This is a genomic window from Planococcus sp. TJ-302 (assembly GCF_058268455.1).
Map to the genome: position 1 here is coordinate 957,323 of NZ_JBZDOI010000001.1, position 23,899 is coordinate 981,221.

At 49.0% G+C, this 23,899-nt stretch carries 25 protein-coding genes; 1 reads left to right on the forward strand and 24 read right to left on the reverse strand.

Features of this window, described 5'->3' with window-relative positions; translation table 11 throughout:
* The 11 genes from rnc to AC4EHB_RS04980 form a co-directional block, all read right to left on the reverse strand.
* Window positions 1–756 carry a ribonuclease III gene (gene rnc, locus AC4EHB_RS04930; RefSeq protein ID WP_490974479.1) on the reverse strand — a complete coding sequence of 252 codons (756 nt, stop codon included), beginning with the start codon at window positions 754–756 and terminating at the stop codon, window positions 1–3.
* A 124-nt stretch (window positions 757–880) separates the two neighbouring features.
* Window positions 881–1,117 (reverse strand): acyl carrier protein, encoded by a 237-nt coding sequence (locus tag AC4EHB_RS04935; RefSeq protein WP_135503796.1) that lies wholly within the window; start codon window positions 1,115–1,117, stop codon window positions 881–883.
* A 40-nt stretch (window positions 1,118–1,157) separates the two neighbouring features.
* Entirely contained in the window at window positions 1,158–1,904 is a 747-nt protein-coding gene (gene fabG / locus AC4EHB_RS04940; protein WP_490980831.1) for a 3-oxoacyl-[acyl-carrier-protein] reductase, read from the reverse strand.
* Window positions 1,901–2,836, reverse strand: coding sequence for an ACP S-malonyltransferase (gene fabD / locus AC4EHB_RS04945; protein WP_490974481.1), 936 nt, complete (start codon window positions 2,834–2,836; stop codon window positions 1,901–1,903). The genes fabG and fabD overlap by 4 nt, the downstream gene beginning before the upstream one ends.
* Window positions 2,829–3,824, reverse strand: a complete 996-nt coding sequence (gene plsX, locus AC4EHB_RS04950) for a phosphate acyltransferase PlsX (RefSeq protein WP_490980832.1) — start codon at window positions 3,822–3,824, stop codon at window positions 2,829–2,831. The genes fabD and plsX overlap by 8 nt, the downstream gene beginning before the upstream one ends.
* The gene (fapR, locus tag AC4EHB_RS04955) at window positions 3,821–4,405 is read right to left on the reverse strand and encodes a transcription factor FapR (RefSeq protein WP_490974483.1); all 585 of its coding nucleotides are present in this window, start codon (window positions 4,403–4,405) and stop codon (window positions 3,821–3,823) included. The genes plsX and fapR overlap by 4 nt, the downstream gene beginning before the upstream one ends.
* 89 nt (window positions 4,406–4,494) lie before the next feature.
* On the reverse strand, window positions 4,495–6,537 hold the full coding sequence (gene recG / locus AC4EHB_RS04960) for an ATP-dependent DNA helicase RecG (protein WP_490974484.1): 2,043 nt from the start codon (window positions 6,535–6,537) through the stop codon (window positions 4,495–4,497).
* Window positions 6,527–7,426 (reverse strand): L-serine ammonia-lyase, iron-sulfur-dependent, subunit alpha, encoded by a 900-nt coding sequence (gene sdaAA, locus AC4EHB_RS04965; RefSeq protein WP_490974485.1) that lies wholly within the window; start codon window positions 7,424–7,426, stop codon window positions 6,527–6,529. The genes recG and sdaAA overlap by 11 nt, the downstream gene beginning before the upstream one ends.
* Window positions 7,427–7,442: 16 nt before the next feature.
* The gene (gene sdaAB / locus AC4EHB_RS04970; protein ID WP_490980833.1) at window positions 7,443–8,105 is read right to left on the reverse strand and encodes an L-serine ammonia-lyase, iron-sulfur-dependent subunit beta; all 663 of its coding nucleotides are present in this window, start codon (window positions 8,103–8,105) and stop codon (window positions 7,443–7,445) included.
* Window positions 8,106–8,210: 105 nt separating this feature from the next.
* Window positions 8,211–9,863 (reverse strand): DAK2 domain-containing protein, encoded by a 1,653-nt coding sequence (locus tag AC4EHB_RS04975; protein WP_490980834.1) that lies wholly within the window; start codon window positions 9,861–9,863, stop codon window positions 8,211–8,213.
* 18 nt (window positions 9,864–9,881) lie between these two features.
* Window positions 9,882–10,244: an Asp23/Gls24 family envelope stress response protein gene (locus AC4EHB_RS04980; RefSeq protein WP_490974488.1), complete on the reverse strand. Its 363-nt coding sequence runs from the start codon at window positions 10,242–10,244 to the stop codon at window positions 9,882–9,884.
* A gap of 220 nt (window positions 10,245–10,464) precedes the next feature.
* Between AC4EHB_RS04980 and rpmB the strand changes: the two genes are divergently transcribed.
* Window positions 10,465–10,653: a 50S ribosomal protein L28 gene (rpmB, locus tag AC4EHB_RS04985; RefSeq protein WP_135503778.1), complete on the forward strand. Its 189-nt coding sequence runs from the start codon at window positions 10,465–10,467 to the stop codon at window positions 10,651–10,653.
* A 547-nt stretch (window positions 10,654–11,200) separates the two neighbouring features.
* Here rpmB and AC4EHB_RS04990 read toward each other — a convergent pair.
* The 13 genes from AC4EHB_RS04990 to AC4EHB_RS05050 all read right to left on the reverse strand — a co-directional run bounded on the left by AC4EHB_RS04990 (window position 11,201) and on the right by AC4EHB_RS05050 (window position 23,799).
* A complete protein-coding gene (locus tag AC4EHB_RS04990) occupies window positions 11,201–11,842 on the reverse strand; it encodes a thiamine diphosphokinase (protein WP_490974489.1) in 642 nt (213 codons plus the stop codon).
* The gene (rpe, locus tag AC4EHB_RS04995) at window positions 11,839–12,504 is read right to left on the reverse strand and encodes a ribulose-phosphate 3-epimerase (RefSeq protein ID WP_490974490.1); all 666 of its coding nucleotides are present in this window, start codon (window positions 12,502–12,504) and stop codon (window positions 11,839–11,841) included. Before rpe ends, AC4EHB_RS04990 begins: the two co-directional genes overlap by 4 nt.
* Window positions 12,497–13,393, reverse strand: coding sequence for a ribosome small subunit-dependent GTPase A (gene rsgA, locus AC4EHB_RS05000; RefSeq protein ID WP_490974491.1), 897 nt, complete (start codon window positions 13,391–13,393; stop codon window positions 12,497–12,499). Before rsgA ends, rpe begins: the two co-directional genes overlap by 8 nt.
* A 36-nt stretch (window positions 13,394–13,429) precedes the next feature.
* Window positions 13,430–15,418, reverse strand: coding sequence for a Stk1 family PASTA domain-containing Ser/Thr kinase (gene pknB / locus AC4EHB_RS05005; RefSeq protein WP_490980835.1), 1,989 nt, complete (start codon window positions 15,416–15,418; stop codon window positions 13,430–13,432).
* Window positions 15,419–15,420: 2 nt separating this feature from the next.
* On the reverse strand, window positions 15,421–16,167 hold the full coding sequence (locus AC4EHB_RS05010; protein WP_490975619.1) for a Stp1/IreP family PP2C-type Ser/Thr phosphatase: 747 nt from the start codon (window positions 16,165–16,167) through the stop codon (window positions 15,421–15,423).
* A 40-nt stretch (window positions 16,168–16,207) separates the two neighbouring features.
* On the reverse strand, window positions 16,208–17,554 hold the full coding sequence (rsmB, locus tag AC4EHB_RS05015) for a 16S rRNA (cytosine(967)-C(5))-methyltransferase RsmB (protein WP_490974493.1): 1,347 nt from the start codon (window positions 17,552–17,554) through the stop codon (window positions 16,208–16,210).
* A complete protein-coding gene (gene fmt, locus AC4EHB_RS05020; RefSeq protein ID WP_490980836.1) occupies window positions 17,551–18,483 on the reverse strand; it encodes a methionyl-tRNA formyltransferase in 933 nt (310 codons plus the stop codon). The genes rsmB and fmt overlap by 4 nt, the downstream gene beginning before the upstream one ends.
* The gene (def, locus tag AC4EHB_RS05025) at window positions 18,480–18,992 is read right to left on the reverse strand and encodes a peptide deformylase (protein ID WP_490980837.1); all 513 of its coding nucleotides are present in this window, start codon (window positions 18,990–18,992) and stop codon (window positions 18,480–18,482) included. The genes fmt and def overlap by 4 nt, the downstream gene beginning before the upstream one ends.
* A 19-nt stretch (window positions 18,993–19,011) precedes the next feature.
* Window positions 19,012–21,408, reverse strand: a complete 2,397-nt coding sequence (priA, locus tag AC4EHB_RS05030) for a primosomal protein N' (protein ID WP_490980838.1) — start codon at window positions 21,406–21,408, stop codon at window positions 19,012–19,014.
* On the reverse strand, window positions 21,398–22,603 hold the full coding sequence (gene coaBC, locus AC4EHB_RS05035) for a bifunctional phosphopantothenoylcysteine decarboxylase/phosphopantothenate--cysteine ligase CoaBC (protein ID WP_490980839.1): 1,206 nt from the start codon (window positions 22,601–22,603) through the stop codon (window positions 21,398–21,400). The genes priA and coaBC overlap by 11 nt, the downstream gene beginning before the upstream one ends.
* 74 nt (window positions 22,604–22,677) lie before the next feature.
* Window positions 22,678–22,902 carry a DNA-directed RNA polymerase subunit omega gene (gene rpoZ / locus AC4EHB_RS05040; protein WP_490974498.1) on the reverse strand — a complete coding sequence of 75 codons (225 nt, stop codon included), beginning with the start codon at window positions 22,900–22,902 and terminating at the stop codon, window positions 22,678–22,680.
* Complete coding sequence (gene gmk / locus AC4EHB_RS05045) at window positions 22,902–23,522, reverse strand: guanylate kinase (protein ID WP_490974499.1); 621 nt, start codon at window positions 23,520–23,522, stop codon at window positions 22,902–22,904. The genes rpoZ and gmk overlap by 1 nt, the downstream gene beginning before the upstream one ends.
* A 1-nt stretch (window position 23,523) precedes the next feature.
* On the reverse strand, window positions 23,524–23,799 hold the full coding sequence (locus tag AC4EHB_RS05050) for an extracellular matrix/biofilm biosynthesis regulator RemA family protein (RefSeq protein WP_135503758.1): 276 nt from the start codon (window positions 23,797–23,799) through the stop codon (window positions 23,524–23,526).
* Between the last annotated feature and the right edge of the window lie 100 nt (window positions 23,800–23,899).

Below are 23,899 nucleotides of genomic sequence, written 5' to 3' on the forward strand. Positions count from 1 at the left end.
CTAATCCTCCGTTGCTTCCTGCAATTTAAGGATGGCCAGCTGAGCGGCTTTTTGCTCCGCTTCTTTTTTCGAGCGGCCATTGCCAATGCCGAGTTCCTGATCAGCGAGCGATACACGCGTTACAAACACACGGCTGTGTGCAGGTCCTTTTTCGTCGATGATTTCGTAGCTTAATGAGCCATTGTTTTTTTGCTGCACCAATTCCTGGAGCTGACTTTTGTAATCCATGACGTTGGAAAATGCACCGACTTCGACTTTTGGAAATAGCACCACTTCCATAAAGGCGACGACTGCTTCCAAGCCCTGGTCCAAATACAAAGCGCCGATCAGCGATTCAAATACATCCGCCAATAGCGCCGGGCGCGTCCGGCCGCCTGTCTGTTCCTCACCTTTTCCAAGCAAGATGTAGTTGCCGAGATTCAGCTCATTGGCAAACGTCACCAATGAAGGTTCGCAGACGATTGCTGCTCGCAGCTTCGTCAGCTTGCCCTCGCTCATCTCAGGATACTTTGCATACAAAAAGTGAGAAACCGACAATTCCAATACTGCGTCTCCCAAAAATTCAAGGCGTTCGTTATCGAGGTAATACCTTCTTCTGTGTTCGTTGACATAAGAAGAATGCGTAAATGCCTGATAAAGCAATGCCGGCTGTTCAAATTTGATATTCAAGTCCCTTTGCAATTGGTCAAAGGCCGCCCGCGAGCTTTCTTTGATCAATCCAGGCTTCTGCTGATTCACTTTTCGTTTTATTGCCATTGTAATCTGCCTTCCTTTAACGTTCTGCCTCTAATTTTACCTTTTTTTAAAGGTTTGTGCAAAAAAACAAAGCGACGCACAGCCGCTTTGTTAAAAGCTTCTGTGCGTCGAGATTGTAATCAGATTATGCTTGCTTTTTTTCGATATACGTTACCGCGTCGCCTACTGTTGCCATACCTTCTGCGTCTTCATCAGAAATTTCCATGTCGAATTCGTCTTCAAGTTCCATAACCAATTCAACTACGTCCAATGAATCTGCACCAAGGTCGCCTGTGAATGAAGCTTCAAGCTTAACTTCGCTTTCTTCCACACCTAGACGATCTACGATTACTTTTGTTACGCGCTCTAATACTGTTGACAATGCCGTCACCTCCCCTCAAATCAGTATACAAAATTTCTGCCTACATGACCATGCCGCCGTCAAGATGAAGCGTCTGCCCAGTCATATAAGATGCGTCGTCTGACGCCAAGAAGAGCGCGGCTTTCGCCACTTCTTCCGGTTTGCCGAAACGGCCGAGGGGAATTTGCGCAAGCATCGTTTTCTGGATGTCTTCGCCCAATTTGTCCGTCATATCCGTTGTGATGAATCCTGGAGCCACGGCATTTGCCGTGATATTGCGGCTTGCAAGTTCGCGTGCCGTCGTTTTCGTTAAGCCGATTACGCCGGCTTTCGCCGCCACGTAGTTCGCCTGTCCCGCATTGCCCATCACGCCGACAATCGATGCAATGTTGACAATGCGCCCAGAGCGCTGTTTCATCATTTGGCGCGTCACCGCTTTCGTGCAGATAAAGACGCCTTTCAGATTCGTGTTGATCACGTCATCCCATTCATCGTCTTTCATGCGCATCATCAAATTATCGCGTGTGATGCCTGCATTGTTGACAAGGATGTCCACTGAACCGAAAGCCTGCATCGTCTGCTCAACCATCGCTTTCACCGCATCTGCATTTGCTACATCCGCTTTCACGGCAATCGCTTCGCCGCCATTGCTTTTGATTTCTTCGACGACAGCTTCCGCTTTTGCCTGGCTGCCGCTGTAATTAACGACAATCTTTGCGCCAGCTTCGGCCATTTTACGGGCGATTTCAGCACCGATGCCGCGTGATGCTCCAGTGATGATTGCTGTTTTCCCTGTTAAGTTGGTCATTTCGCCAGCTCCTCTACCGCTTTTTCAAACGTTGCCAAATCGTATACCGGCAGCGTGACCGCCGAGCGGTCTATTTTCTTCACAAGGCCGCTAAGGACTTTTCCTGGACCAATTTCGACAAATACCGTGACACCCAAATCAATCATTTCACGCACCGATTGCTCCCAAAGGACCGGCGAGTACAATTGGCGGACCAATAACTCCTGGACCTGAGAAGCATGCGTTTCACTTTTCGCTGTAACATTCGTGATAACCGGAACTTTGGCATCTTCTAAAAATGCTTCACTCAGCACTTTCGACAATGCCTGCGACGCCGGCCGCATCAATTCCGAATGGAACGGTCCACTGACGTCAAGCGGAATCGCCCGTTTTGCGCCGCGTTCTTTCGCGAGCACACAAGCTCTGTCAACGCCCGCTTTCGTTCCGGAAATGACGATTTGCCCTGGGCAATTCAAATTCGCCAATTGGACAACGCCGACTGAATCCGTCACTTCATTCGTCACTTTTTCCAGCTCCGTGCTATCCATACCGAGAATGGCTGCCATAGCCCCTTCTCCTGCAGGTACTGCCTCGTTCATGAACAATCCCCGCTTATGGACGATATCTACCGCTTTTTCAAATGGCAGGACGCCAGAAGCGACAAGCGCGCTGTATTCACCCAGGCTGTGCCCGGCTGTATAATCCGGGAAGATTCCGGCGCGGTTCAAGCGTTCTGTAATCATCGAACTCACCGTCAGCAATGCCGGTTGGGCGTGGTATGTAAGGGTCAAGTTTTCCTGAGGTCCTTCAAGCATCATCTGCGATAAATTGACGCTCAGTACTTCATCGGCCTGTTTGAAAAACTCGAGGCTCTTGCTGTCGGATAAAAAGCTTTCGCCCATTCCGACAGCTTGTGAACCTTGCCCTGGATAAATAAATGCAATTTTAGTCATGAGCGTTCTCCTTTTTCAGCGTGCTGTAAATCGTTCCTGCTACATCATTTTCCACCATTGTCCGTGCCTGGCGGATGGCATTGAACAGCGCCGTGCCGTTGGATGACCCATGCGCTTTAATGACCGGTGCTTTTAAGCCAAAAAGTCCTGCACCGCCGTATTCACTGTAATCGAGCATGCCCTTCAAGCCGCGCAAATCGTCTTTGACCAATAAAGCCGCCAGTTTCGTCTTCGCCGAGCTGTTGAACACATCTTTAATCATCGCAAAAACGTTCATCGCCGTGCCTTCGATCGTTTTCAGCACCATATTGCCGGTAAAGCCGTCCGTCACCACTACATCTGCGACGCCATTCAATAAATCACGCGATTCTACGTTGCCGATAAAATTGATCGACGCTTCTTTCAAGAGCGGAAAGGCTGCTTTCGTCAATTCGTTGCCTTTCTTTTCTTCTGTACCGATATTCAATAAGCCGACTGTCGGATTTGTGATGCCGCGTACTTTTTCCGCGTAAATGCTGCCCATGATAGCGTATTGCACCAGATGCTCCGGACGCGCTTCTGCATTTGCACCCATATCGAGCATCAGGAACCCTTTGCGGTCGATTGTCGGAAGCGTCGGCGCAAGCGCAGGGCGGTCTACTCCTTCAATCCGGCCGACCACAAATAAACCGGCCGACATCAATGCGCCGGTATTGCCCGCTGACACACAAGCATCGGCCCGCCCTTCTTTCACTGCCAGAGCCATCTGCACCATCGAAGAGTCTTTCTTGCGGCGTACTGCCCGGACAGGGTCGTCCGTCGACTCGATTACTTCTTCACAGTGAATGACGGCCAATCGCTCATGGTCCTTCAAATACTCTGCCATCTGGTCTTGCTTGCCGTACAATTGAATCTGCAAATCGCTGAATTCTTCAAGCGCTTTATAAACACCTGCAATAATTTCTTTCGGGGCGTTGTCTCCGCCCATGCCATCTACTGCTATGATCAATTTCCGTCACCTTCGCTTTGCTCAGTCATTCGGTACATTTCAAATGTGCCGATAAATACGGTCGCCTGATCAACAGTCGAGACGACTTTTACATATGCCCGATTTTTCTCCGGATTCCGGTCGATTACTTGCGCTTTCGCCACTACACGCTGCCCCGCCTTTACAGGCCGCAGAAACTGCAGCTCGGATTTTACGGTGAGCGCGAGTTCGTCATTCATGACAGCTACCGCCAATGAATTCGCCTGAGCGAATAAATGGTGGCCCCTGGCGATCTGGTTGCGCTGAAATACGTGTTCCGGTTTGACGTCGAAAAGAGAAATCGCTTTTTCATCCAATTCAATATCTATTATTTCTCCGATCACTTCATCAATCGGCAAAGATTTCACTTCATCTTCAAATGTCTTAACGGCTACATGCTTGATGCGTTCCCGCAGTTCGGGAATCGACAGCTCCATGCGGTCAAGGCGTATCGTTTGGACGCTGACGTCAAAATTGGCTGACAATTCTTCGTCCGTTACAAAAGGATTTTCTTTAATGGACGCCGTCAGCGCCAATTGCCGTTCTTTTTTCGGTTTTTTCATCTTGTCACCGCCCGCTATTAGCACTTGGTACTAATATGAGTATATAAATAACAAAAAAAGAATGCAAGGATAATCTGCACCCTGCATTCTCAGTCAAGCCTGCCTCCGGCCAATGCACCCGATTTTTCGAGCTGGCTGCGTAGGCATGCCATCTCGTCGCTGGTCCAAAATTCATCGGAACTCACTAATGACTCTGCATCTTTGCGCGCTGTTTCCAGTGCCCGGTAATCATGCACAAGGTCCGCCATTTTGAACTCCGGTATGCCGCTTTGTTTGCGCCCGAAAAAGTCTCCGGGCCCGCGCAGCTGTAGATCTTTCTCTGCCAGCACAAAGCCATCATTGGTTTCCGTCATCGACGACATGCGCTCTTTGCCGACTTCCGTTTTCGGATCCGCCAACAGCACGCAATACGATTGTTCGCTGCCCCGTCCGACACGCCCGCGTAATTGGTGTAGCTGCGACAAGCCGAACCGTTCTGCGTCGTAGATGAGCATGAACGTGGCATTCGGCACATTGACGCCGACTTCAACGACTGTCGTGGAAACCAGTACTGCCACTTCGCCTTCAGAGAACGAGCGCATCGTCTGTTCTTTTTCATCGCTATGCAAGCGGCCGTGCATCAGCCCGACCGTGAATTTGCCGTGGAAATAGCTGGATAATTGCTGGAACAGATCGACAGCATTCTGGTAATCGAGTTTATCAGACTCTTCGATCAGCGGGCAGATGACATATGCCTGACGTCCTGCCGCCAGCTCTTTTTCCATACGGCCTACGATTTTGCCGAACATCTCTTTTTTCATCCAAAAAGTTTCAATTTCTTTGCGGCCCACAGGCATTTCATCGATGACTGATACATCCATCTCACCGAAAGCCGAAATCGCGAGCGTCCGCGGAATCGGGGTCGCTGTCATGAACAAGACATCTGGATTATAGCCTTTGTCTTTTAAGACGCGGCGCTGATCCACTCCGAAGCGGTGCTGCTCATCGGTGATGACAAGGCCCAATTTCTTGAAAGCGACATCCGGTTGGATCAATGCGTGGGTGCCGATAAGCATATCGATTTCCCCTGACGCCAATTGATCCAAAATCAACTGGCGCCGTTTGCCTTTGACCGATCCCGTCAACAACGCAATCTTTACTGGAAAATCAGCGAACCATTCCGCCAAAGTATTGGCATGCTGCTCAGCCAGAATTTCAGTCGGCGCCATCAACGCCCCTTGTTGCCCAGCTGTCACCGCCGCGTATAGCGCAATGGCAGCGACAACTGTTTTGCCCGAACCGACGTCTCCTTGTAGCAGCCGGTTCATGCGGAACGGTTCTTTCATATCTTTTGAAATTTCATTGACAACGCGTTTTTGGGCGCCAGTCAAGCCGTATGGCAACGATTGGATAAACTTTTTCAATTCGTTCAGGTCATAGTCGATAAAAGAGCCGCCTTCTTCTTCGCGGTTCTTTTTCCGTAATGCCTGCATCTTTAATTGGAAAATCAACAATTCTTCATAGACGAAACGACGCCTCGCCTGTTTCAGCGCTTCTCCGTCTGTCGGGAAATGAACCCATTCCAATGCATCTTCAATAGACGCCAAGTGATAGGCTGTGCGGAAACGATCCGGCAAACAGTCTTTAAGGTCGGATTTTGCAATATCCAGCGCTTGCCGCATCAATTTGCGGAACGTCTTCTGGTGGATGCTTCCTTTCAAACTGTAGACCGGCTCAAAATCGGCACCGCTTGTGCGCGGGCCGATCGTATGGCTTTGCACCGTAATGATTTGGCGGCCGCGGTCCCATTTGCCGGCTAGCGTCACAATCTCACCGATATGCAACTTGGCTTTTACGTAAGGCTGATTAAAGAAAATAGCTTTGATCAAATGGCGGCCCACCATCACTTGGACAGTTGTCCGCGACTTATTTTTTCCTAAAAAAAGGACGGAAGGCTCACTTTCGACCCTTCCCTCCACAGTCACCCGTTCATTATGTGGTGTATCCGCCAGATCTTTCAGCTGGAAATCTTCATGGCGGTAAGGAAATGTCATAATCAGATCATGGATCGTTTCAATCTTCATTTCCTGTAAAGTTTCCGCAGCTTGCCTGCCGACGCCTTTTAATACGGCGACAGAATCGTTACTGGCCACTGCCCACCACTGCCCCGCCAAATATTTTTGCTTCCAGCCATTTGCCGGTCGGAGTAGCGGCAAGTCCGCCTTTTGCCGTTTCTCTTAATGCACTCGGCATCGATTTGCCGATTTCATACATGGCACTGATTACTTCATCGCATGGAATGCGGCTTGTTACGCCTGCAAGCGCCATATCGGCGGCTACAACCGAATTAGCAGCACCCATGGCATTACGTTTGACGCAAGGCACTTCGACAAGGCCTGCCACTGGATCGCATACTAGTCCGAGCATATTTTTCAAGGTGATCGCAAATGCTTCAGAAGATTGCTGCGGTGTTCCGCCAGCCATCTCCACGATAGCAGCAGCGGCCATTCCGGCAGCCGATCCGACTTCCGCCTGGCAACCGCCCTCTGCGCCTGAAATCGACGCATTATTGGCGACAACAAAGCCGAAAGCACCAGACGTAAACAAATAACGAATCATCTGTTCCCGCGTTGGATGGAGCTGGTTTTGCACTGCAAACAAAGTCCCTGGCACAACGCCTGCCGAACCTGCTGTCGGTGTCGCACAAATCGTTCCCATCGCAGCATTGACTTCATTTGTCGCCACTGCCTTGCTGACTGCGTCAAGCAGCAAGTTTCCAGAGAGCGTATTGCCTTTTTCCATGTAAGCCTGCAGCAAAACTGCGTCTCCGCCGGTCAAACCGGAAACCGAATGTACGCCTTTCAACCCTTTTTCAACTGCTTCTTCCATGACCGTCAAATTGCGGTCCATCTGCTTCATAATATCTTCGCGCGGACGGTCAGTAATGAGCATTTCCTGCTCAATCATGATTTCGGAAATCAACTTATTTTCTTGTTCTGCTCGTGCTACCAATTCTTTTACGTTGCGGAATAAAGGTTCCACTGTATATGCCTCCTTCTTAATCAGCGATTCGCGTCACTTGTGTAATGTTTGGAAGCTCAGTAAGCTCGTCCAACACTTCTTTGTCAACATTCTGATCCACTTCAATGACCATAAGCGCCATGTCCCCTTTTTCTTTCCGGGACACTTCCATATGGCCGATGTTTATATCGTATTTATACAAGCAGTTCGCTACGTTTGCGATGCAGCCTGAGCGGTCATCATGGACCACCAGGATTGCCGGATGGTTGCCGGACAAACGCAGCGGGAATCCGTTCAATTCTGTAATTTCAATTTTCCCGCCGCCGATGGAAATGCCCATCAACGACATTTCCGAACGTTCATCGCCGATGACGATGCGAGTGGTATTCGGGTGTTCAACGCTGGCGGTTTCCGGGATGAACTCGAAAGCCATGCCCAGCTGTTCCGCTTCTTCAAAAGAAGTTTTGATGCGTTCATCAAACGTATCGTAGTCCAACAGTCCACCGACGATTGCTACATCCGTGCTATGCCCTTTATATGTTTCAGCGAACGAGCCGTATAAATGGATTTTAGCCCATTTCGGCTGCCGCCCGAATAAATCCCTTGCCACTCTTCCGATGCGCGCGGCACCCGCTGTATGCGAAGAAGAGGGACCAATCATGACCGGTCCTATAATATCAAAAACAGATTTGAACTTCATTGCTCAAACCCCTTTCTATCTAGTTGTGTCTACCTTTAGTGTACATGAATTTGCCACAATCTACAAAAATAAAAAAGCGCATACATTTGTATGCGCCAAAGGTTTCTATTCTACAGAAATTATATAAGGATAAAGCGGCTGCTTGCCATTATGGATCTCAACTTCGACTTCGCTATTGAGGGTTTCGATAAATCCACCCAATTTCTCAGCATCCGTTTCCTTCACATCTTCCCCAAAAAGAATGGTTACGATTTCAGAATCCTCATCAATAAGTTTTTTCGCCAATTCTTCCGTCACCCGCTCTAAGCTGGCATTCGAAATGACAATTTTGCCTTCTGAGATTCCCATGAAGTCATCTTTCGTAATGGTCACGCCATCAATCGAAGTGTCGCGGACCGCAAATGTCACGGAGCCCGATTTCACCTGTTTCGATGCATTCGCCATTGTTTTCAGATTTTCATCAACCGTCGCGTTAGCATTGAATGCAAGCAATGCGGCCATTCCTTGCGGTACGTCTTTAGTTGGTACTACGGCTGCTTCGATATCAAGCAATTCCGCTGCCTGCTCAGCTGCCATGATGATGTTTTTATTGTTCGGCAAAATCAATACGCGCTCTGCGCCGATCGATTTAACAGCGTTTACAATGTCTTCCGTCGAAGGGTTCATCGTTTGTCCGCCTTCAATGACGTAAGATGCCCCGATGCTTCTGAGAAGTTCGGCTACGCCCTCACCCATTGCGACAGTCACAACTGCGTAAGGATGCGTCGCCGTTTTTTTCGGTTCGCCTTTGCGGAAATCCTCGCCAACGATGTCGATATGCTGCTGGCGCATGTTCTCTATTTTCATCGAAATCAAGCTGCCGAATTGTTGGCCATATGTAAGCACTTTGCCCGGCTCTTCCGAGTGGATATGGATTTTCGCGACTTCATCATCTGAAATGACCAATAGCGAATCACCGAAAACGCTCAAGTCCGTACGGAAAACGGCTTCGCTGAATTCTTTTTTGCCTTCTTCGAATTTCACCATGAACTCCGTACAATAGCCGAATTCAATATCCGACGTATCCATGAAGCCTGCGATATTCTTATGATGTTCAGCGCTGACCAAATCGTCCATCGTGTTATGGGCATGCTTCTCCGGCAATTGCTCGCCTTTTAATGAAGCAAGAAATCCTTCATACACATAAACAAGTCCTTGGCCGCCGCTGTCGACAACGCCGACTTCTTTTAATACAGGAAGAAGATCCGGTGTGCGTTCAAGCGACGCTTTCGCTTCCTCGACAATCGCTTCGAAAAGCGCGATAACATCAGTTTCTGTTTTCGAAACTTCCATTCCCTTTGCTGCGGCATCTTTAGCCACAGTCAAGATTGTCCCTTCAACTGGCTTCATCACCGCTTTATACGCTGTTTCTACGCCGTGCTGAAGAGCTTCCGCAAATTTCGCGGCCGACAATTCCGGTTCATTGGCAATGGATTTGCCAAAGCCACGGAATAATTGCGATAAAATGACGCCGGAATTTCCGCGCGCTCCCATCAGCAATCCTTTTGATAAAGCCCCTGCCGTTTTGCCGATATGTTCTTGTGCATGCGCTTCGGTTTCTTTCGCACCCGATGTCATGGACAAGTTCATGTTTGTTCCAGTATCGCCGTCTGGCACTGGAAATACATTCAATGCATCTACATAATCCGCATTTTGATAAAGGTGATGGGCACCCATCTGCACCATATCCGCGAATTGAATTCCATTTAAAGACTTCATAGCCGTTTCTTCCTCCTCTTACGGGTTCGTCACACGAACTCCTTGAACATAAATATTGACCGCTTTGACAGGCATGCCAAGCGTCTTCGAAATTGTGTATTTCACTTTGGACTGGACTTGGTACGCCACTTCGGAAATTTTTGTTCCGTAGCTGATGATGACATACATATCAATGTTCAAATCTTTATCTTCCTGGCGGACAATAACACCTTTAGCGAAATTCTCTTTGCGCAATATATCGGTAAGGCCATCTCTTATCTGATGCTTTGTCGCCATCCCTACGATTCCGTAGCATTCGATTGCCGCTCCGCCTGCAATTTGGGCGATTACATCATTGGAAATATCGATTTGGCCGTATTCGTTTTTCAATTCAATCGACATTGGAATTCCTCCTTGAGTCCTATTTCACTCTTTTCATTCTACATGAAACCATTATACAAGAAAAGCAGGCGTTTGGGGTGTAAAGGTTTTTTTCTTGAAAGACCTGTGAAAATATGTTGCAAAGGCTAAATACCTGTGGTAAATTATTAAAGTATGTGAAACGAAAAACGAACTGAAATTCTATTATAATTTTCAGCTTCACTTGTGAGGAGGGACTTACATGCCTAAAGTATGTGCAATTAGCGGACGTAAAGCTCGCGCTGGAAACGCCCGTTCACACGCGTTGAACTCGACAAAACGTACATGGGGAGCAAACCTTCAAAAAGTTCGTATCCTTGTAAACGGTAAACCGAAACGTGTATGGGTTTCTGCAAGAGCAATGAAATCAGGAAAAGTTGAGCGCGTTTAATCACTCGCCCAACACGAATGCCGGATCTGACCTCAGTCAGATTCGGCATTTTTTCTTGTTTTTTTAAGAAAGCTAACCTTTATTGATTGTTATATCGATATTACGCAAAACAGCCCCGCTAAAACATATGCTCCTGCATCGCTTTGCTTAGTCCAGTGACTTCAGCTCGCGCTGTCCCGCTGGAAAGGTAGTTCGGTCCTACCTTTGCGACAAAGCTAGCGCATTGATGCAGGAGCAGTATGTTTGCCCTCGCCGTCTTCCGCTTCATTCAAAAATATTTCTTAGTTAGGAATCATTTCTTTTATTGAAAAATATGAAAGATAGAAGTAACTGCACTTATTCAAATCTCCAGATATGGAGCAAACCAGTCCCGACTCCCGCGGGATAGCGCAGTGCCGAAATCCACTCGGGCGCTAGCACGAGTTAGTTCGGCGCAAGCCCGCAGGAAAGCGGTGCTGGTTTGCGGAAAATCAGCTCATCAATTGAATTCTAAATAGATATCCCCTCAAAAAACAAAAGGTGCATCGGAAAAATCCGATGCACCTTTTCATATGTCCGCGCTTTCGATGACGATGCAGCTGCCTTTTGAAAAGGACACGGTGCCTTCGCCGTCGAATTCGTTGCTGACGAAACGCGTTGATCCAAAGCGGATGGTTTCATCCGAAACCGGGTATTTGAAGTTCTCCAACGTGAAGCCTTCAATCTCCTCGGCGAATGGATAAAACGAAATAAAGCGGTAGACGCTTTCCCGTTGGATCTTGTGTATACCCGGCTCCAAAAAGCGAATGCGGTTCTGTTTATTGACGATGTAGAACTTGATATCGGAATGCTTGAGATGGACATTGTAGACCGCGTGGAGCGCGCTCATGTAATGATCCAGCCGCCCACCGGTTACACCCGTCACAAATACATGCTTCGGTAAAAACTCCTGTGCCTTCTCCAGCGCAAGTTCCGTATCGGTTTCGTCCTTTTCTTCTTCTGCTCGGCTGAAATCAGGAAACAGCGAAGCAATTTCATCTAGTTCCCTCTGCGACACCGAATCGAAATCTCCGACCGCAGCTTTTGGAAATATGCCTTGTTCCAGCAATACCAATGTTCCCGCATCCACGCCAATGAATACCGCATCAGGCCAAGCGGCGAAGTCCGGCAGTTCGTCCACCGGTCCGCTGCCGACAATTACGACATTCACGAGATTGCCTCTTCTCCAGCCCGTTTAATCGCCTGCAATGCTTCACGTCGGTCCCTTTTTCCGAAAATCGCAGAACCTGCTACAAATACATTGGCGCCGGCTTTCGCACATGGAATAATGGTTTCTTCATTGATGCCGCCGTCGATTTGGATGTCGATTGACAACCCTTTTTCACGGATGATTTCCGACAATTGTTCCACTTTCGGAACGACCGATTCGATGAATTTCTGGCCACCGAAGCCCGGGTTGACCGTCATGAATAATACAAGGTCAATGTCTTCTAAGATTGGGAGGATCGTTTCGATCGGCGAATGCGGATTCAAAACGACTCCTGGCTTAACGCCCGATGCACGGATCAATTGGATTGTCCGGTGCAAATGCGGGCAAGCTTCAACATGGACAGTAATGTAATCCGCTCCTGCTTTGGCGAAATCCTCGATAAAGCGGTCTGCATTTTCAATCATCAAGTGGACATCGAGCGGAAGTTTCGTCAATGGGCGAATGGCATCTACCACAATCGCGCCAAAAGAGATATTCGGGACGAAATGGCCATCCATGACATCGATGTGGATCCAATCCGCTCCCGCTTTTTCAACTTCCAGAACTTCTTCTCCCAATTTCGCGAAATCAGCTGCTAGTATCGAAGGTGCAATTTTAATCATTTGAGTACCTCGGCTTTCTTGTCATAATTTCATCCAGGAACTTCAAGTAATGCTTATAGCGATATTCTGGGATTTCTTTGTTTTCCACTGCTGCTTTGATTGCACATTTCGGTTCATTTAAATGAAGGCATTCCCGGAATTTGCATCCATTCGAGCGAGCAGCAAATTCAGGGAAGAACTCGGAAAGCTCTTCTTTCTCTACCGTTTCAAATTCGAATGAACTGAATCCCGGCGTGTCGGCCAGCAAGCCGTTATTAACTTCAATCAGCTCTACATGGCGCGTCGTGTGCTTTCCGCGGTTCAAGGCCTTGGAAATGGCATCGGTCTTCAATTCGAGCGCCGGTAAAATCGTATTGAGCATTGTTGATTTGCCGACACCTGATTGGCCCGCAAGCACACTGATTTTGCCTTCAAGGACCGGCATCAGACGCTGCTGCAATTGAGGATCGCCAATGAACGTCGGAATGACTTCATAGCCGATTTTTTCATAATCCTCAATAAAATGAGCGAGATTTTCTTTCTCAGTGTCATTCATCAAATCCATTTTGGTGATGCAAATGACAGGCTGGATGTCATGAGACTCGATCGCCGTCAAAAACCTGTCCAGCAGCATCGTATGGAAATCAGGCTGTTTTGCGGAAAACACAAGAATTGCCTGGTCGACATTTGCGATGGGCGGGCGCACAAGTTCATTTTTCCGTTCATGGACATGAGTGATGGTGCCTTCTCGATCATTATCCGCTTCATAGTCGACATAATCGCCGACCAGCGGCGAAATTTGGCGGTTACGGAAAACGCCCCGGCCTCTGCACTGGGTATAACGTTTGCCGTCTTCGTCCATTACATAATAGAATCCGCTCAGCGCTTTTCTGATTTGACCTTTCGGCATGCTTGCTTTCACTCCTTTTATTGTCAGCTAGTGATTTTATTCTACGTTATTGTATTCGATGGTGTCTTCTTCAATGACGGTTGAGTCGCGGACGATACGATAGGTTGCGCTGCCGCCTTCAGCAATCTGCAATTCGACTTTGCGCGACTCGCTTTCGTTAATGGTGAACTCCTCGATAGGCTCAGCCATTGTACTGTCGTTGTCTTGAATATAAATCTGGACCGTCTGTTCCACTGGCTCCTCGCCATCCGCCGCCGGTTCGGCCGGCTCGTAAGGAATCTCAACGGTTCGGATGTATGTTTTCAGCGGGAGCGGCGCTTTGCCGGAAGACATCACCACTTCGATGGTACTGCCCGCTTCAAGTTCTTCGCCAGCAGCCGGGGTCTGTGATAAAACAGTCCCTTCCGCTGCAGTATCCGATGACTCCTCACCGATGATGCGGATATTGAATCCGGATGTGCGCGCGTACTGGCTTAAATCTGCCTCGGAAAATCCAGCGATGTTTTCAACTGCGCGCATGTCCTTGCCTTTGCTTACAGTCAAAACCACTTCTGTTTCAGAAGCAATGACTTCGTCGCCGGCTCTTGGGTCATGCGATAGGACGGTGCCGACTGGTTCATCTGAAAATTCCTCGACGAGGCTCACGTCCATATAATTGGCCTGCCGGAGCAATTCTTCCGTTTCCTCAGCATCTTCTCCGGTGTAATCCTCGAACAACACACTTTCTTTGCCTGAGCTAATGAACAATTGGATCTCAGATTCCCGGTCCCGCATTTTTCCTGATTCCGGGATAGTCCGGATAACCTGCCCTTCTTCAACATCTTCAGAAGGCTGCTGCTGTTCTTCCCCGAGCAAGAAGCCTGCAGCCTGCAATTCCTCGACCGCTTCGTTGCGTTCCATGCCGGAAACGTCCGGCACAGCGACTTGCCGTGGCTCAAACAGTCCCGGGAACGCTATAGCCGTTATCAATCCCGCCAAAATGAGCGCGCCGATCAGTGCGATGGCCCATGGCAGTTTTCTCTTCTCTTTCTTTTGCGGAGCCGCGGGCTTTTTGTTGCTGCCTCCAGCGATTTTAACGCTATCTACAGGCACAACGGTTTTCGTCTCCTGTGAACTTTCAAAAGTTTTTGGGTCCTTGATGGCCGGCATCGCTTTCGTCTCGTCATCGTCATGGGGCACTGTAAACTTCGGTTCATTGAGCCGTTCTGGCAATAAAACCGTCGACAAGTCCTCTTCCATTTCATTGGCTGACTGGTAGCGATGCTGTGGATTTTTCGCAGTCGCTTTTAATACGACATTCTCCAAACTTTGCGGAATTGTCGGCACAGTTGCACGCAGCGATGGCGTTTCTGTCTGAAGATGCTTTAAGGCAATCGATACCGCCGATTCGCCTGAGAACGGCAAGCGCCCTGTCAGCAATTCGAACATCACAATGCCTAGCGAATAGATGTCCGATTTCTTGTTCGCCGCGCCGCCTCGCGCTTGTTCAGGTGACAAGTAATGGACTGTCCCTAGCACCGAATTGGTTTGCGTATAGGACGTGGCGCTCAATGCCATCGCAATGCCGAAATCGGTGATTTTCACATTGCCGTCAGCATCCATCAGGATATTTTGCGGCTTGATGTCGCGGTGGACAATCTGGTTCTGGTGGGCATGCGCCAAGGCTGAAGTCAGCTGTTTCATGATTTTAACAGCCCTTTCAGGCTCGACGGGCGAGTGCTCGATTATGTATTCTTTGAGCGTCTTCCCTGGCACATACTCCATTACTAAATAATGCAGCGAGCCTTCTTCTCCGACATCGAAAATATTAACGATATTCGGGTGTGCCAGGCTAGTGGTTGACAATGCCTCACGTTGGAATCGCCTGCGCAATTCTTCCTCATTGGAAAAATCATAGCGCAAAATCTTAATGGCGATATCCCGGTCCAAAATTATGTCGTGGGCCAGGTAAACGTTCGACATCCCGCCTCCGCCGATCAATTCTAAAATCTTATAGCGGCCATTAATGCTTTTGCCGATTAACATGCTTACACCTCCTCATCCTTCAAGGAAAGAAGAACGAACGAGATATTGTCCTCTCCTCCCATGTCATTCGCCAGATTCACCATTTCTTCGCCTTTAAGGGAAAGCGGTGCTTCTGACAGAATAATGGAGGAAATTTCTTCTTTGGTTATTTTATTGCTAAGTCCATCTGAACAAATCAGCATATACGATAGCGCTGTTGTTGAGAAATGAAGGATTTCACCATCAATTTCGGGATCGGTCCCTAGCGCTTTGACGATCCAATTTTTCTTCGGATGCGCTTCTGCTTCTTCTTCACTAATTTCACCACTGTCAATCAGCACGTTGACGTAGGAATGGTCACGCGTCACTTGTTCGATTGATCCATTGAGGACATAAGCACGGCTGTCGCCAATATGGCACATGACGCAATCTTGCCCTTCGATCAAAGCGGCGATGAGCGTTGTGCCCATCCCTTTGCAGCCCGGGTTGTTTTCTGCGTATTCATATACCATGCGATTGACTTTCTGGATATTCAAAGAAAGCCACGATTTCTTTTCATCAATTGATGAAAATACGTCTTTCCCTGCTTCCATGAACATTTCTCCTAATGTATCAACGGTCATCGAACTCGCCACATCGCCCGCGTTATGCCCGCCCATCCCATCGGCGACCACTGCAAGCAGCAGGCCGTCCGGACGCTGCAAAACCGCTACCCGATCCTCGTTGATTTTGCGTTTTTTACCCGTATCACTTTCCAAAACATATTGCACCAAAACCCGGCACCCCGTTTCATGTCTAATCATGCTTGAACTATTTAATAGAAGCTTGCTTGCGGAAGGCAGAAATGAAAAAACCGTCGCTGCCGTAGTCTTGCGGAAAAATTTGCACAAAGCCTGTGTTTTTCAGCCCAAGCTCTTTTGGCAATGCCACTTCGATTTTTTCCATTTCCGGGTGGTCTTTCAGGAACCGTTCAGCCGTGCCGCGGTTCTCCACCGAGTCGACTGTACATGTGCTGTAGACCATGATGCCGTCCGGCTTTAATAATTGTGCCGCTTGGCCAAGCAGCTCTAACTGGATTTCTTGCAGCCTGTCGAAATCTTCTTCTTTTTTCGTATATTTGATGTCCGGCTTGCGTTTAATGACGCCAAGTCCGCTGCATGGAGCATCCACAAGAATGCGGTCGAATTTTTCAGGTCCGAAACGCTCGACGCTTTTCTTGCCGTCACCGACTTCTGTCTCGATAACGGTGTGCCCGAGGCGTTTTGCCGTTTCTTCAATCAGCTTGATTTTATGCTTATGGAGGTCCATGGCGAATAAATGCCCTTTGTTTTCCATCTTCTCTGCGATGTGAGTCGTCTTCCCGCCGGGAGCCGCACACATATCAAGAACTTCCATACCAGGACCTGCCTGTAAGGCATAGGCACTCAGCATCGAACTTTCATCTTGTATCGTGATAAAGCCTTTTTCGAACGTCGCCGTTTTGGCAGGCTGGCCATTTGTAACAATCAGGCATTCCGGGACCCATTTGCTTTGGACCGCTTCCAAGCCTTCGGATTGGAGCATCTCGATTACTTCTTCAGGAGTCGCCTGCATGCGGTTGACGCGGACGGTCTGTGAAGGGATTTTATTGTTCTCCAATGCCATTTCCCGCGTTTTTTCCAATCCGAATTGTTCGGCCCAGCGTTTAATCATCCATACCGGATGGCTGGTTTCGATGGAGATTTTCTCATATGGATCGCTGATCGTATTGAATGAACGGACGCCGTTGCGCTGAACCGAGCGCAGTACGCCGTTGACGAATTTAGCAATGCCGCCATGGCCGCGCCGTTTTGCAATTTCCACCGCTTCATGGACAACGGCATGCGCCGGCACCCGGTCAAGGTAGACGATTTGGTATAGCGACATGCGCAGCAAGGTTTTTACCCATGGCTCCACTTTGCCTTTCAAATAAGGCTCCAAGTAATAATCGAGCGTCATCTGGTGCTGCAAAGTGCCATATGTGATTTCAGTCAACAAGCCTTTGTTCTTATTGGAAATAGCGTAGCTTTCGATTGTCTGATGCAGCAGCAAATTGCTGTATGCCTGTTTGTTTTCAACAGCCCAGAGAATGGAAAATGCCGCATCCCGAACGTTGCCTTGCAGTTTTTTGTTTTTCATACGAATAAATCTCCCGCCTGGATCTTAGGTCCTTTTAAATAATCGGCAGCGCTCATGCGCTTTTTGCCGGCTGGCTGCAATTCCTTGATCGCCAAAGCGCCGTCTCCCGTTTGCACAAGAATGGCGTCGCCGCTCAGTTCAAGCACTTCTCCCGGTTTTCCGCTTTTCGCAGAATCTTTTGTTTCAGTTTGCCAGATTTTCATGTTTTGTTCATTATAAGTCGTAAACGCGACAGGCCACGGATGCAGTCCGCGCACTTGGTTATAGATGGCTCGTGCTGATTTGGTCCAATCAATGCGTTCCTGATCGCGTGAAATATTGCGCGCATAAGTCACTTTTTCTTCGTCCTGCGCTTGCCTTTCATTGGTGCCACCAATGATCGATGGCAATGTCGCTTTCAGCAAGTCTTTGCCTGCCGCACTCAGTTTATCGAACATTACGCCCGTATCGTCTTTGCTGCCGATCGGCACAACGGTTTGCGAAATGATGTCCCCTGCGTCAAGCCGGTCAACCATATACATGATCGTGACACCGGTTTCCGTTTGGCCGTCGATAATGGCCTGATGGATTGGCGCGCCTCCCCGGTAAGCTGGCAATAGTGATGCATGGACATTGATGGCGCCCAGTTTCGGCGCCTCAAGCACTGCGCTCGGCAATATTTGCCCGAACGCCGCGGTGATGATCAAATCCGGTGCAAGGTCCAACACAACTTGCAATTCTTCGGGATTCTTCAGCTTTTCCGGCTGATAGACCGGCAATCCAAGGCGCAGCGCCTCTTCTTTGACAGGTGTCGGCGTCAGTACCTTTTTGCGCCCGACAGGCCGGTCCGGCTGAGTGACGACAGAAATCACGTTATAGCCTTCCTCGACAAGCATGCGCAGGATAGGTGCCGAGAACGCCGGCGTTCCCATAAAGACGATTTTCGTCAAACCGTTTCCTCCTCTTCAAGCGCCGCTTCGGCAATGATGGCATCCAATTCTTCCTGTGAAATAAACTTCGTGATTTTGCTCGTGAACAAAATGCCTTCGAGATGGTCCATTTCATGCAGGATTGCGCGTGCTTCATAGCCTTCTGCTTCAAGTTCATACCAAGAGCCATCGCGCTCTTGCGCTTTGATCTTGATGTGGTCAAAACGCTCCACTTCACCGAAAATTCCCGGGAAGCTGAGGCAGCCCTCAATATCGGTGTCGGCTCCTTCATGGAGCGCCAATTCCGGATTGATCATTTCAATCGGTTCCTGGCCTTCATTAAAATCGACGATGGCAATGCGCTGTGCCACATTGACTTGCGGCGCGGCAATGCCGACGCCATCGTTTTCCAGCATCGTTTCGTGCATATCGTCCAACAATTTTGCAAGTTTTTTATCGAATTTCGTCACCGTTTCGCATTGCTGCTCTAAAATCGGGTTCGGGTGTTTGATGATTTCTAAGATTGCCATGTCTGGTTCCCCATTTCTTTTACATCACCGAAGTCGGATTCATATCGATCGACAATGTAGCGCCTTTTTTTATCCATTCCGTGCGATAAATTTTGATCAGCTGCTGCATGACATCGGCCAGCTTCGGTTCTTTTTTGTATTTTATCAAACATTGATAGCGATATCTATTGTTCACGCGGGCGATCAGCGAAGCGGATGGCCCGATGATCAGCGTACTTTGGGACAATTGGCTTTGCAGGAACCGGACGCTTTGGTCCGCGTATCCGGCGACCGTCATCAAGTCTTCGTGCGTGAACTGCACATTGACGACGTAATAATACGGCGGATAGCCGCTGGCACGCCGCATTGCCATTTCCTGTTCGAAAAACGGCTCGTACAATTGGTCTTTTGCCAGAGTGATGGCGTAATGATCCGGTGTATATGACTGCACGAAAACCGTTCCCAGCAATTTATCGCGCCCCGCGCGTCCGCTGACTTGCGTCAACAGCTGATAGGTTTTTTCAGCCGCCCGGAAATCAGGCAGATGCAGCGTCGTGTCCGCGGATAGCACCCCAACTAGCGTGATATTCGGGAAATCGAGGCCCTTGGCAATCATTTGGGTGCCAAGCAAAATATCCGCTTTGCCTTCCCCGAAAGCCGCCAGAATTTTTTCATGTGCGCCTTTATTTCGCGTCGTGTCGACGTCCATCCGCAGCACGCGGGCTTCAGGCACCAATTTGGCGAGTTCTTCTTCTACTTTCTGCGTTCCGGTTCCGAAGAAACGGATGTGTTCGCTTTGACATTCAGGGCATGTATGCGGCACCGGTTCGTCGTAGCCGCAATAATGGCATTTCATCAATTCGCTTGAGCGGTGGTAGGTCAACGAAATATCGCAGTTCGGGCATTGCATGACCGTTCCGCAATCACGGCACAGCACGAACGAGGAATAACCCCGTTTGTTGAGGAACAACACTGTCTGTTCTTTGCGGTCGAGGCGTTCGCGGATCGCTTCTGCAAGCGGCACCGAAAACATGGACCGGTTGCCGTTGCGCAGCTCTTCTCGCATATCGACGATGTGGACGGTCGGCAACGGCTGGTTTTTCGCCCGTTTTTCAAGCACCAGCAATTCGTAGACGCCTTTTTGCGCGCGCGCATAAGACTCAAGCGACGGAGTCGCACTGCCCAGGATGACCGGGCAATTATGGTATTCGCTGCGCCAAATGGCCATATCTCTTGCATGGTAGCGCGGCGAATCGTCTTGCTTATAACTCGATTCGTGTTCTTCATCGAGAATGATGAGGCCCAAATTGCGGAAAGGAGCGAAAATCGCTGAACGAGCGCCTACGACTACTTTCACTTCGGCGCGCTGGATTTTCCGCCATTCGTCGTATTTTTCACCGGCAGACAAGCCGCTGTGCAGCACCGCCACCAAGTCGCCAAAACGTTCCTTGAAACGAAGCGTCATTTGGGGAGTCAACGAAATTTCCGGTACGAGCATGATCGCTTCTTTGCCAGCTTTCAGCACTTCTTCGATTGTCTGCAGGTAGATTTCGGTCTTACCGCTGCCGGTGATGCCGTGCAGCAAGAAGGTTTTCGGCTTATTCAAAGCCCCAGCAATTGCGTCGTACGCGGCTTGCTGCGCCTCGGTCAATTGCAGATTCGGTTTTTTCTCGATGTTGCTCAATAATTTCGGATCCCGGTACAGCTCTTCATTGCGGATTTCCGCTGCGCCTTTTTCTGCCAAGCTGTAAATGGTCGGCAAAGTCGTTCCCGCTTCTTTTTGCAGTACCGAAGACTCGATCGCTTTTCCAAGATGGTTTTTAAAATAAGCCATCAGCTTGACCTGCTGCTTGGCATTCGAGCGGATTTCGATTGACTCCAGCTTTTCCAGAGAATCCGTGATATGGATCATCCGCGCTTTTTTGACGGCAGTCTGCTGCGAGATGTCGGTATCAGCGGCAACCGTGCCGCGCTCCAGTTCTTTCTTCAATAAACCATAGACCTCGACAGCGTCCTGCGAACGGACAAACGGCCGTTTATCAAAATAAGGACGCAGCGGTTCTGGCAGTTCCTCGAGCGGTGCATTCAAAACAAAACGCTTTTCGTATTTCGCGCGCAATGCGGATGGGATCATGACTTGCAAAGCATCTATTTCAAAACACACAGTCTGTTTTTTCATCCATTTCGCCATTGCCAATAATTCTTCGTTCAAGACTGGCACCACATCCATCAATTCATGGATCGGCTTTAAGCGGGATACATCGAAATCCGATGTGTCCTTTAATGCGGTGATAAAGCCGAGCACTTTGCGTGGACCAAATGGCACCTTGACGCGCATGCCCGGTTCAACCAACACTTGCAGCTCCTCCGGAACGGCGTAATCGAACGGCCGGTCAATGGGATGGGCAGCTACATCGACAATCACTTCAGCTATCATGCAAATCTTCCCTTTCCACGATCAGTCCGAGCAGCTGCTGCGCCAATTGTTCTTTCGGCAGCATGTCAAAACTGCGCTCGAAATCATTGCGGCCGTAAACCGTTACGCGATTGGTATCCGACTCAAAGCCGACACCCGCTTCGCTGACATCGTTCGCGATGATGTAATCCGCATTTTTCCGTGCCAGCTTTTCTTTCGCGTAATGCGCGACATCATTCGTTTCCGCCGCAAATCCGATCAATATCTGGTGTGTTTTTTCCTGCCCGAGCGTTTGCAGGATATCAACCGTGCGTTCAAGTTCAATCGTTGAACCGCCGGCCTGCTTTTTCATCTTCTGCGAATGCGCATGAACGGGCCGGTAATCCGCCACTGCCGCTGTTTTGATGACGATGTCAGAATCCGGGTATTCCGCTTTCACCGCGTTCAGCATATCTTCCGCGCTTTCCACCAATATCCGTTTGACCCCTTTTGGCACCTCAAGCGAAACGGGTCCGCTGATCAGAATTGTTTCTGCGCCCATTTCAGCCGCTGCACGGGCCATAGCATAGCCCATTTTGCCACTTGAAAAATTGGTTAAAAAACGGACAGGGTCAATGCGCTCCCGCGTCGGCCCCGCAGTAACAACAACTTTTTTTCCTGCCAGCGTTTTGGGACGGGTGAAATAATCGGAAACAAGTTCCACAATTTTCTCCGGCTCTTCAAGCCGCCCTTTTCCGACATAGCCGCAAGCCAAAAAACCTTCAGAAGGTTCGATAAATCGGATGCCATCTACGTGCAGCTGCTGGATGTTCCGTTTGACAGCTGGATGGTCGTACATATGGACATTCATCGCAGGCGCGACCCAAATCGGAGCTGTTGCTGCGAGCAAAGTCGTGGTGACCATATCGTCGCCCATGCCATTTGCCAATTTGCCGATGACATTTGCAGTTGCAGGCGCCACTATGATCAAGTCAGCCCAATCAGCCAGATCGATGTGCGCAATCACCGAGGAATCCTTTTCATCGAAAGTATCAAAATAGACATCATTGCGGGACATTACTTGGAACGACAGCGGCTGGACAAATTGCCGTGCCGATTCCGTCATAATCACTTTGACAGTAGCACCTGCCTGCGACAGTTTGCTGACCAAAGCCACCGCTTTATAGACAGCGATGCCTCCGCTTACACATAATAGGATTTTACGATTCGCCAACAACACAAACACCCTTTCTAAACAACAAACTCCCAAAGAACAAATTTGCTCTGGGAGTCGTCGGTTGCGATTAATGGTTAAATTTCATCTTCATAGATAGCGAATTCGTCTTGATGTTCGATCTTCAAAACGCCTGCAGCGACTTCTTCAAGCGCTTTGCCTACTGACTTAGCGGACACGTAAGAATCAAGCTTTTCGTCACCGTGTTCATGCAATTGACGGGCACGTTTAGAAGCGAGCGCCACCAACGAGTATTTCGAATCGATCTTGCTTTTTAATTTATCAACGGATGGGTATAACATCAGACATTCTCCTTTAGCATATCAAGATAGCGTTGCTCAACACGTTCACGCTTGCAATGTTCCGCGATGATGATCGCATTGATGCGGTCACATGCGTGTTCGACTTCGTCATTTACAACAACGTAGTCATATAAATTCATCATTTCAAGTTCTTGGCGCGCTGCCCCAAGCCGAGAAGCAATCACTTCATCGGTTTCTGTGCCGCGGCCGACCAGCCGATCTTCGAGTTCGGACAAACTCGGCGGTGCAAGGAAGATGAACAAGCCATCCGGAACTTTCGACCGGACTTGGGCTGCACCTTGCACTTCAATTTCCAGGAACACGTCCCGTCCAGCGTCCCGCATCATATTGACATAATCAAGCGGTGTGCCGTAATAATTCCCGACGAACTCCGCGTATTCGAGCAATTTGCCCTGCTCGATCAGCTCTTCGAATTCGCTGCGGGTCTTAAAGAAGTAATCGACTTTATCCACTTCCCCTTCCCGCGGCGAGCGGGTGGTCATTGAAATGGAGTATTCATAATTCGTATCCGGCTGTGAGAACAGCTCTTTTCTGACGGTGCCTTTACCGACACCCGAAGGCCCTGATAATACAATCAGCAGTCCGCGATGTTTTCTCATTTTATCCCTCATTCGTTTCGTCGTCATTTTCTTCAGCACGCGCAATCAATGTCTCAGCTGACATAGCGGATATGACAACGTGGTCGCTGTCCATCACCAAAATCGATCTGGTCTTTTTGCCGCCTGTCGCATCAACGAGCAAGCCTTTGCTGCGCGCTTCCTGAACCAGTCTTTTGGACGGTGCAGAATCTGGTGTAACGATCGAAACGATTCGATTCACCGACACGGCATTGCCACTGCCGAGAGAAACAAACTTCACCGCTTTTTTCACAGACATCACCGCCACCCATAACTGGTCATTGTTCTTCGTTTTCTATCTAACTGTCTTATTATATCATAATACACCGTGAAAATGATAAGATGGAACAAAACGATTT

Excerpts from the sequence above, each read along its gene's own strand:
- gmk (WP_490974499.1), bottom strand. The coding sequence starts at position 23,522 with ATGAGAAAACATCGCGGACTGCTGATTGTATTATCAGGGCCTTCGGGT.
- priA (WP_490980838.1), bottom strand. The coding sequence starts at position 21,408 with ATGATAGCTGAAGTGATTGTCGATGTAGCTGCCCATCCCATTGACCGG.
- rpoZ (WP_490974498.1), bottom strand. The coding sequence starts at position 22,902 with ATGTTATACCCATCCGTTGATAAATTAAAAAGCAAGATCGATTCGAAA.
- rpmB (WP_135503778.1), top strand. The coding sequence starts at position 10,465 with ATGCCTAAAGTATGTGCAATTAGCGGACGTAAAGCTCGCGCTGGAAAC.
- AC4EHB_RS04975 (WP_490980834.1), bottom strand. The coding sequence starts at position 9,863 with ATGAAGTCTTTAAATGGAATTCAATTCGCGGATATGGTGCAGATGGGT.
- def (WP_490980837.1), bottom strand. The coding sequence starts at position 18,992 with ATGGCAATCTTAGAAATCATCAAACACCCGAACCCGATTTTAGAGCAG.
- sdaAB (WP_490980833.1), bottom strand. The coding sequence starts at position 8,105 with ATGAAGTTCAAATCTGTTTTTGATATTATAGGACCGGTCATGATTGGT.
- rsgA (WP_490974491.1), bottom strand. The coding sequence starts at position 13,393 with ATGCCGAAAGGTCAAATCAGAAAAGCGCTGAGCGGATTCTATTATGTA.
- AC4EHB_RS04980 (WP_490974488.1), bottom strand. The coding sequence starts at position 10,244 with ATGTCGATTGAATTGAAAAACGAATACGGCCAAATCGATATTTCCAAT.
- rsmB (WP_490974493.1), bottom strand. The coding sequence starts at position 17,554 with ATGAAAAACAAAAAACTGCAAGGCAACGTTCGGGATGCGGCATTTTCC.
- fabD (WP_490974481.1), bottom strand. The coding sequence starts at position 2,836 with ATGACTAAAATTGCATTTATTTATCCAGGGCAAGGTTCACAAGCTGTC.
- rnc (WP_490974479.1), bottom strand. The coding sequence starts at position 756 with ATGGCAATAAAACGAAAAGTGAATCAGCAGAAGCCTGGATTGATCAAA.
- fapR (WP_490974483.1), bottom strand. The coding sequence starts at position 4,405 with ATGAAAAAACCGAAAAAAGAACGGCAATTGGCGCTGACGGCGTCCATT.
- AC4EHB_RS05050 (WP_135503758.1), bottom strand. The coding sequence starts at position 23,799 with ATGTCTGTGAAAAAAGCGGTGAAGTTTGTTTCTCTCGGCAGTGGCAAT.
- fabG (WP_490980831.1), bottom strand. The coding sequence starts at position 1,904 with ATGACCAACTTAACAGGGAAAACAGCAATCATCACTGGAGCATCACGC.
- rpe (WP_490974490.1), bottom strand. The coding sequence starts at position 12,504 with ATGATTAAAATTGCACCTTCGATACTAGCAGCTGATTTCGCGAAATTG.
- pknB (WP_490980835.1), bottom strand. The coding sequence starts at position 15,418 with ATGTTAATCGGCAAAAGCATTAATGGCCGCTATAAGATTTTAGAATTG.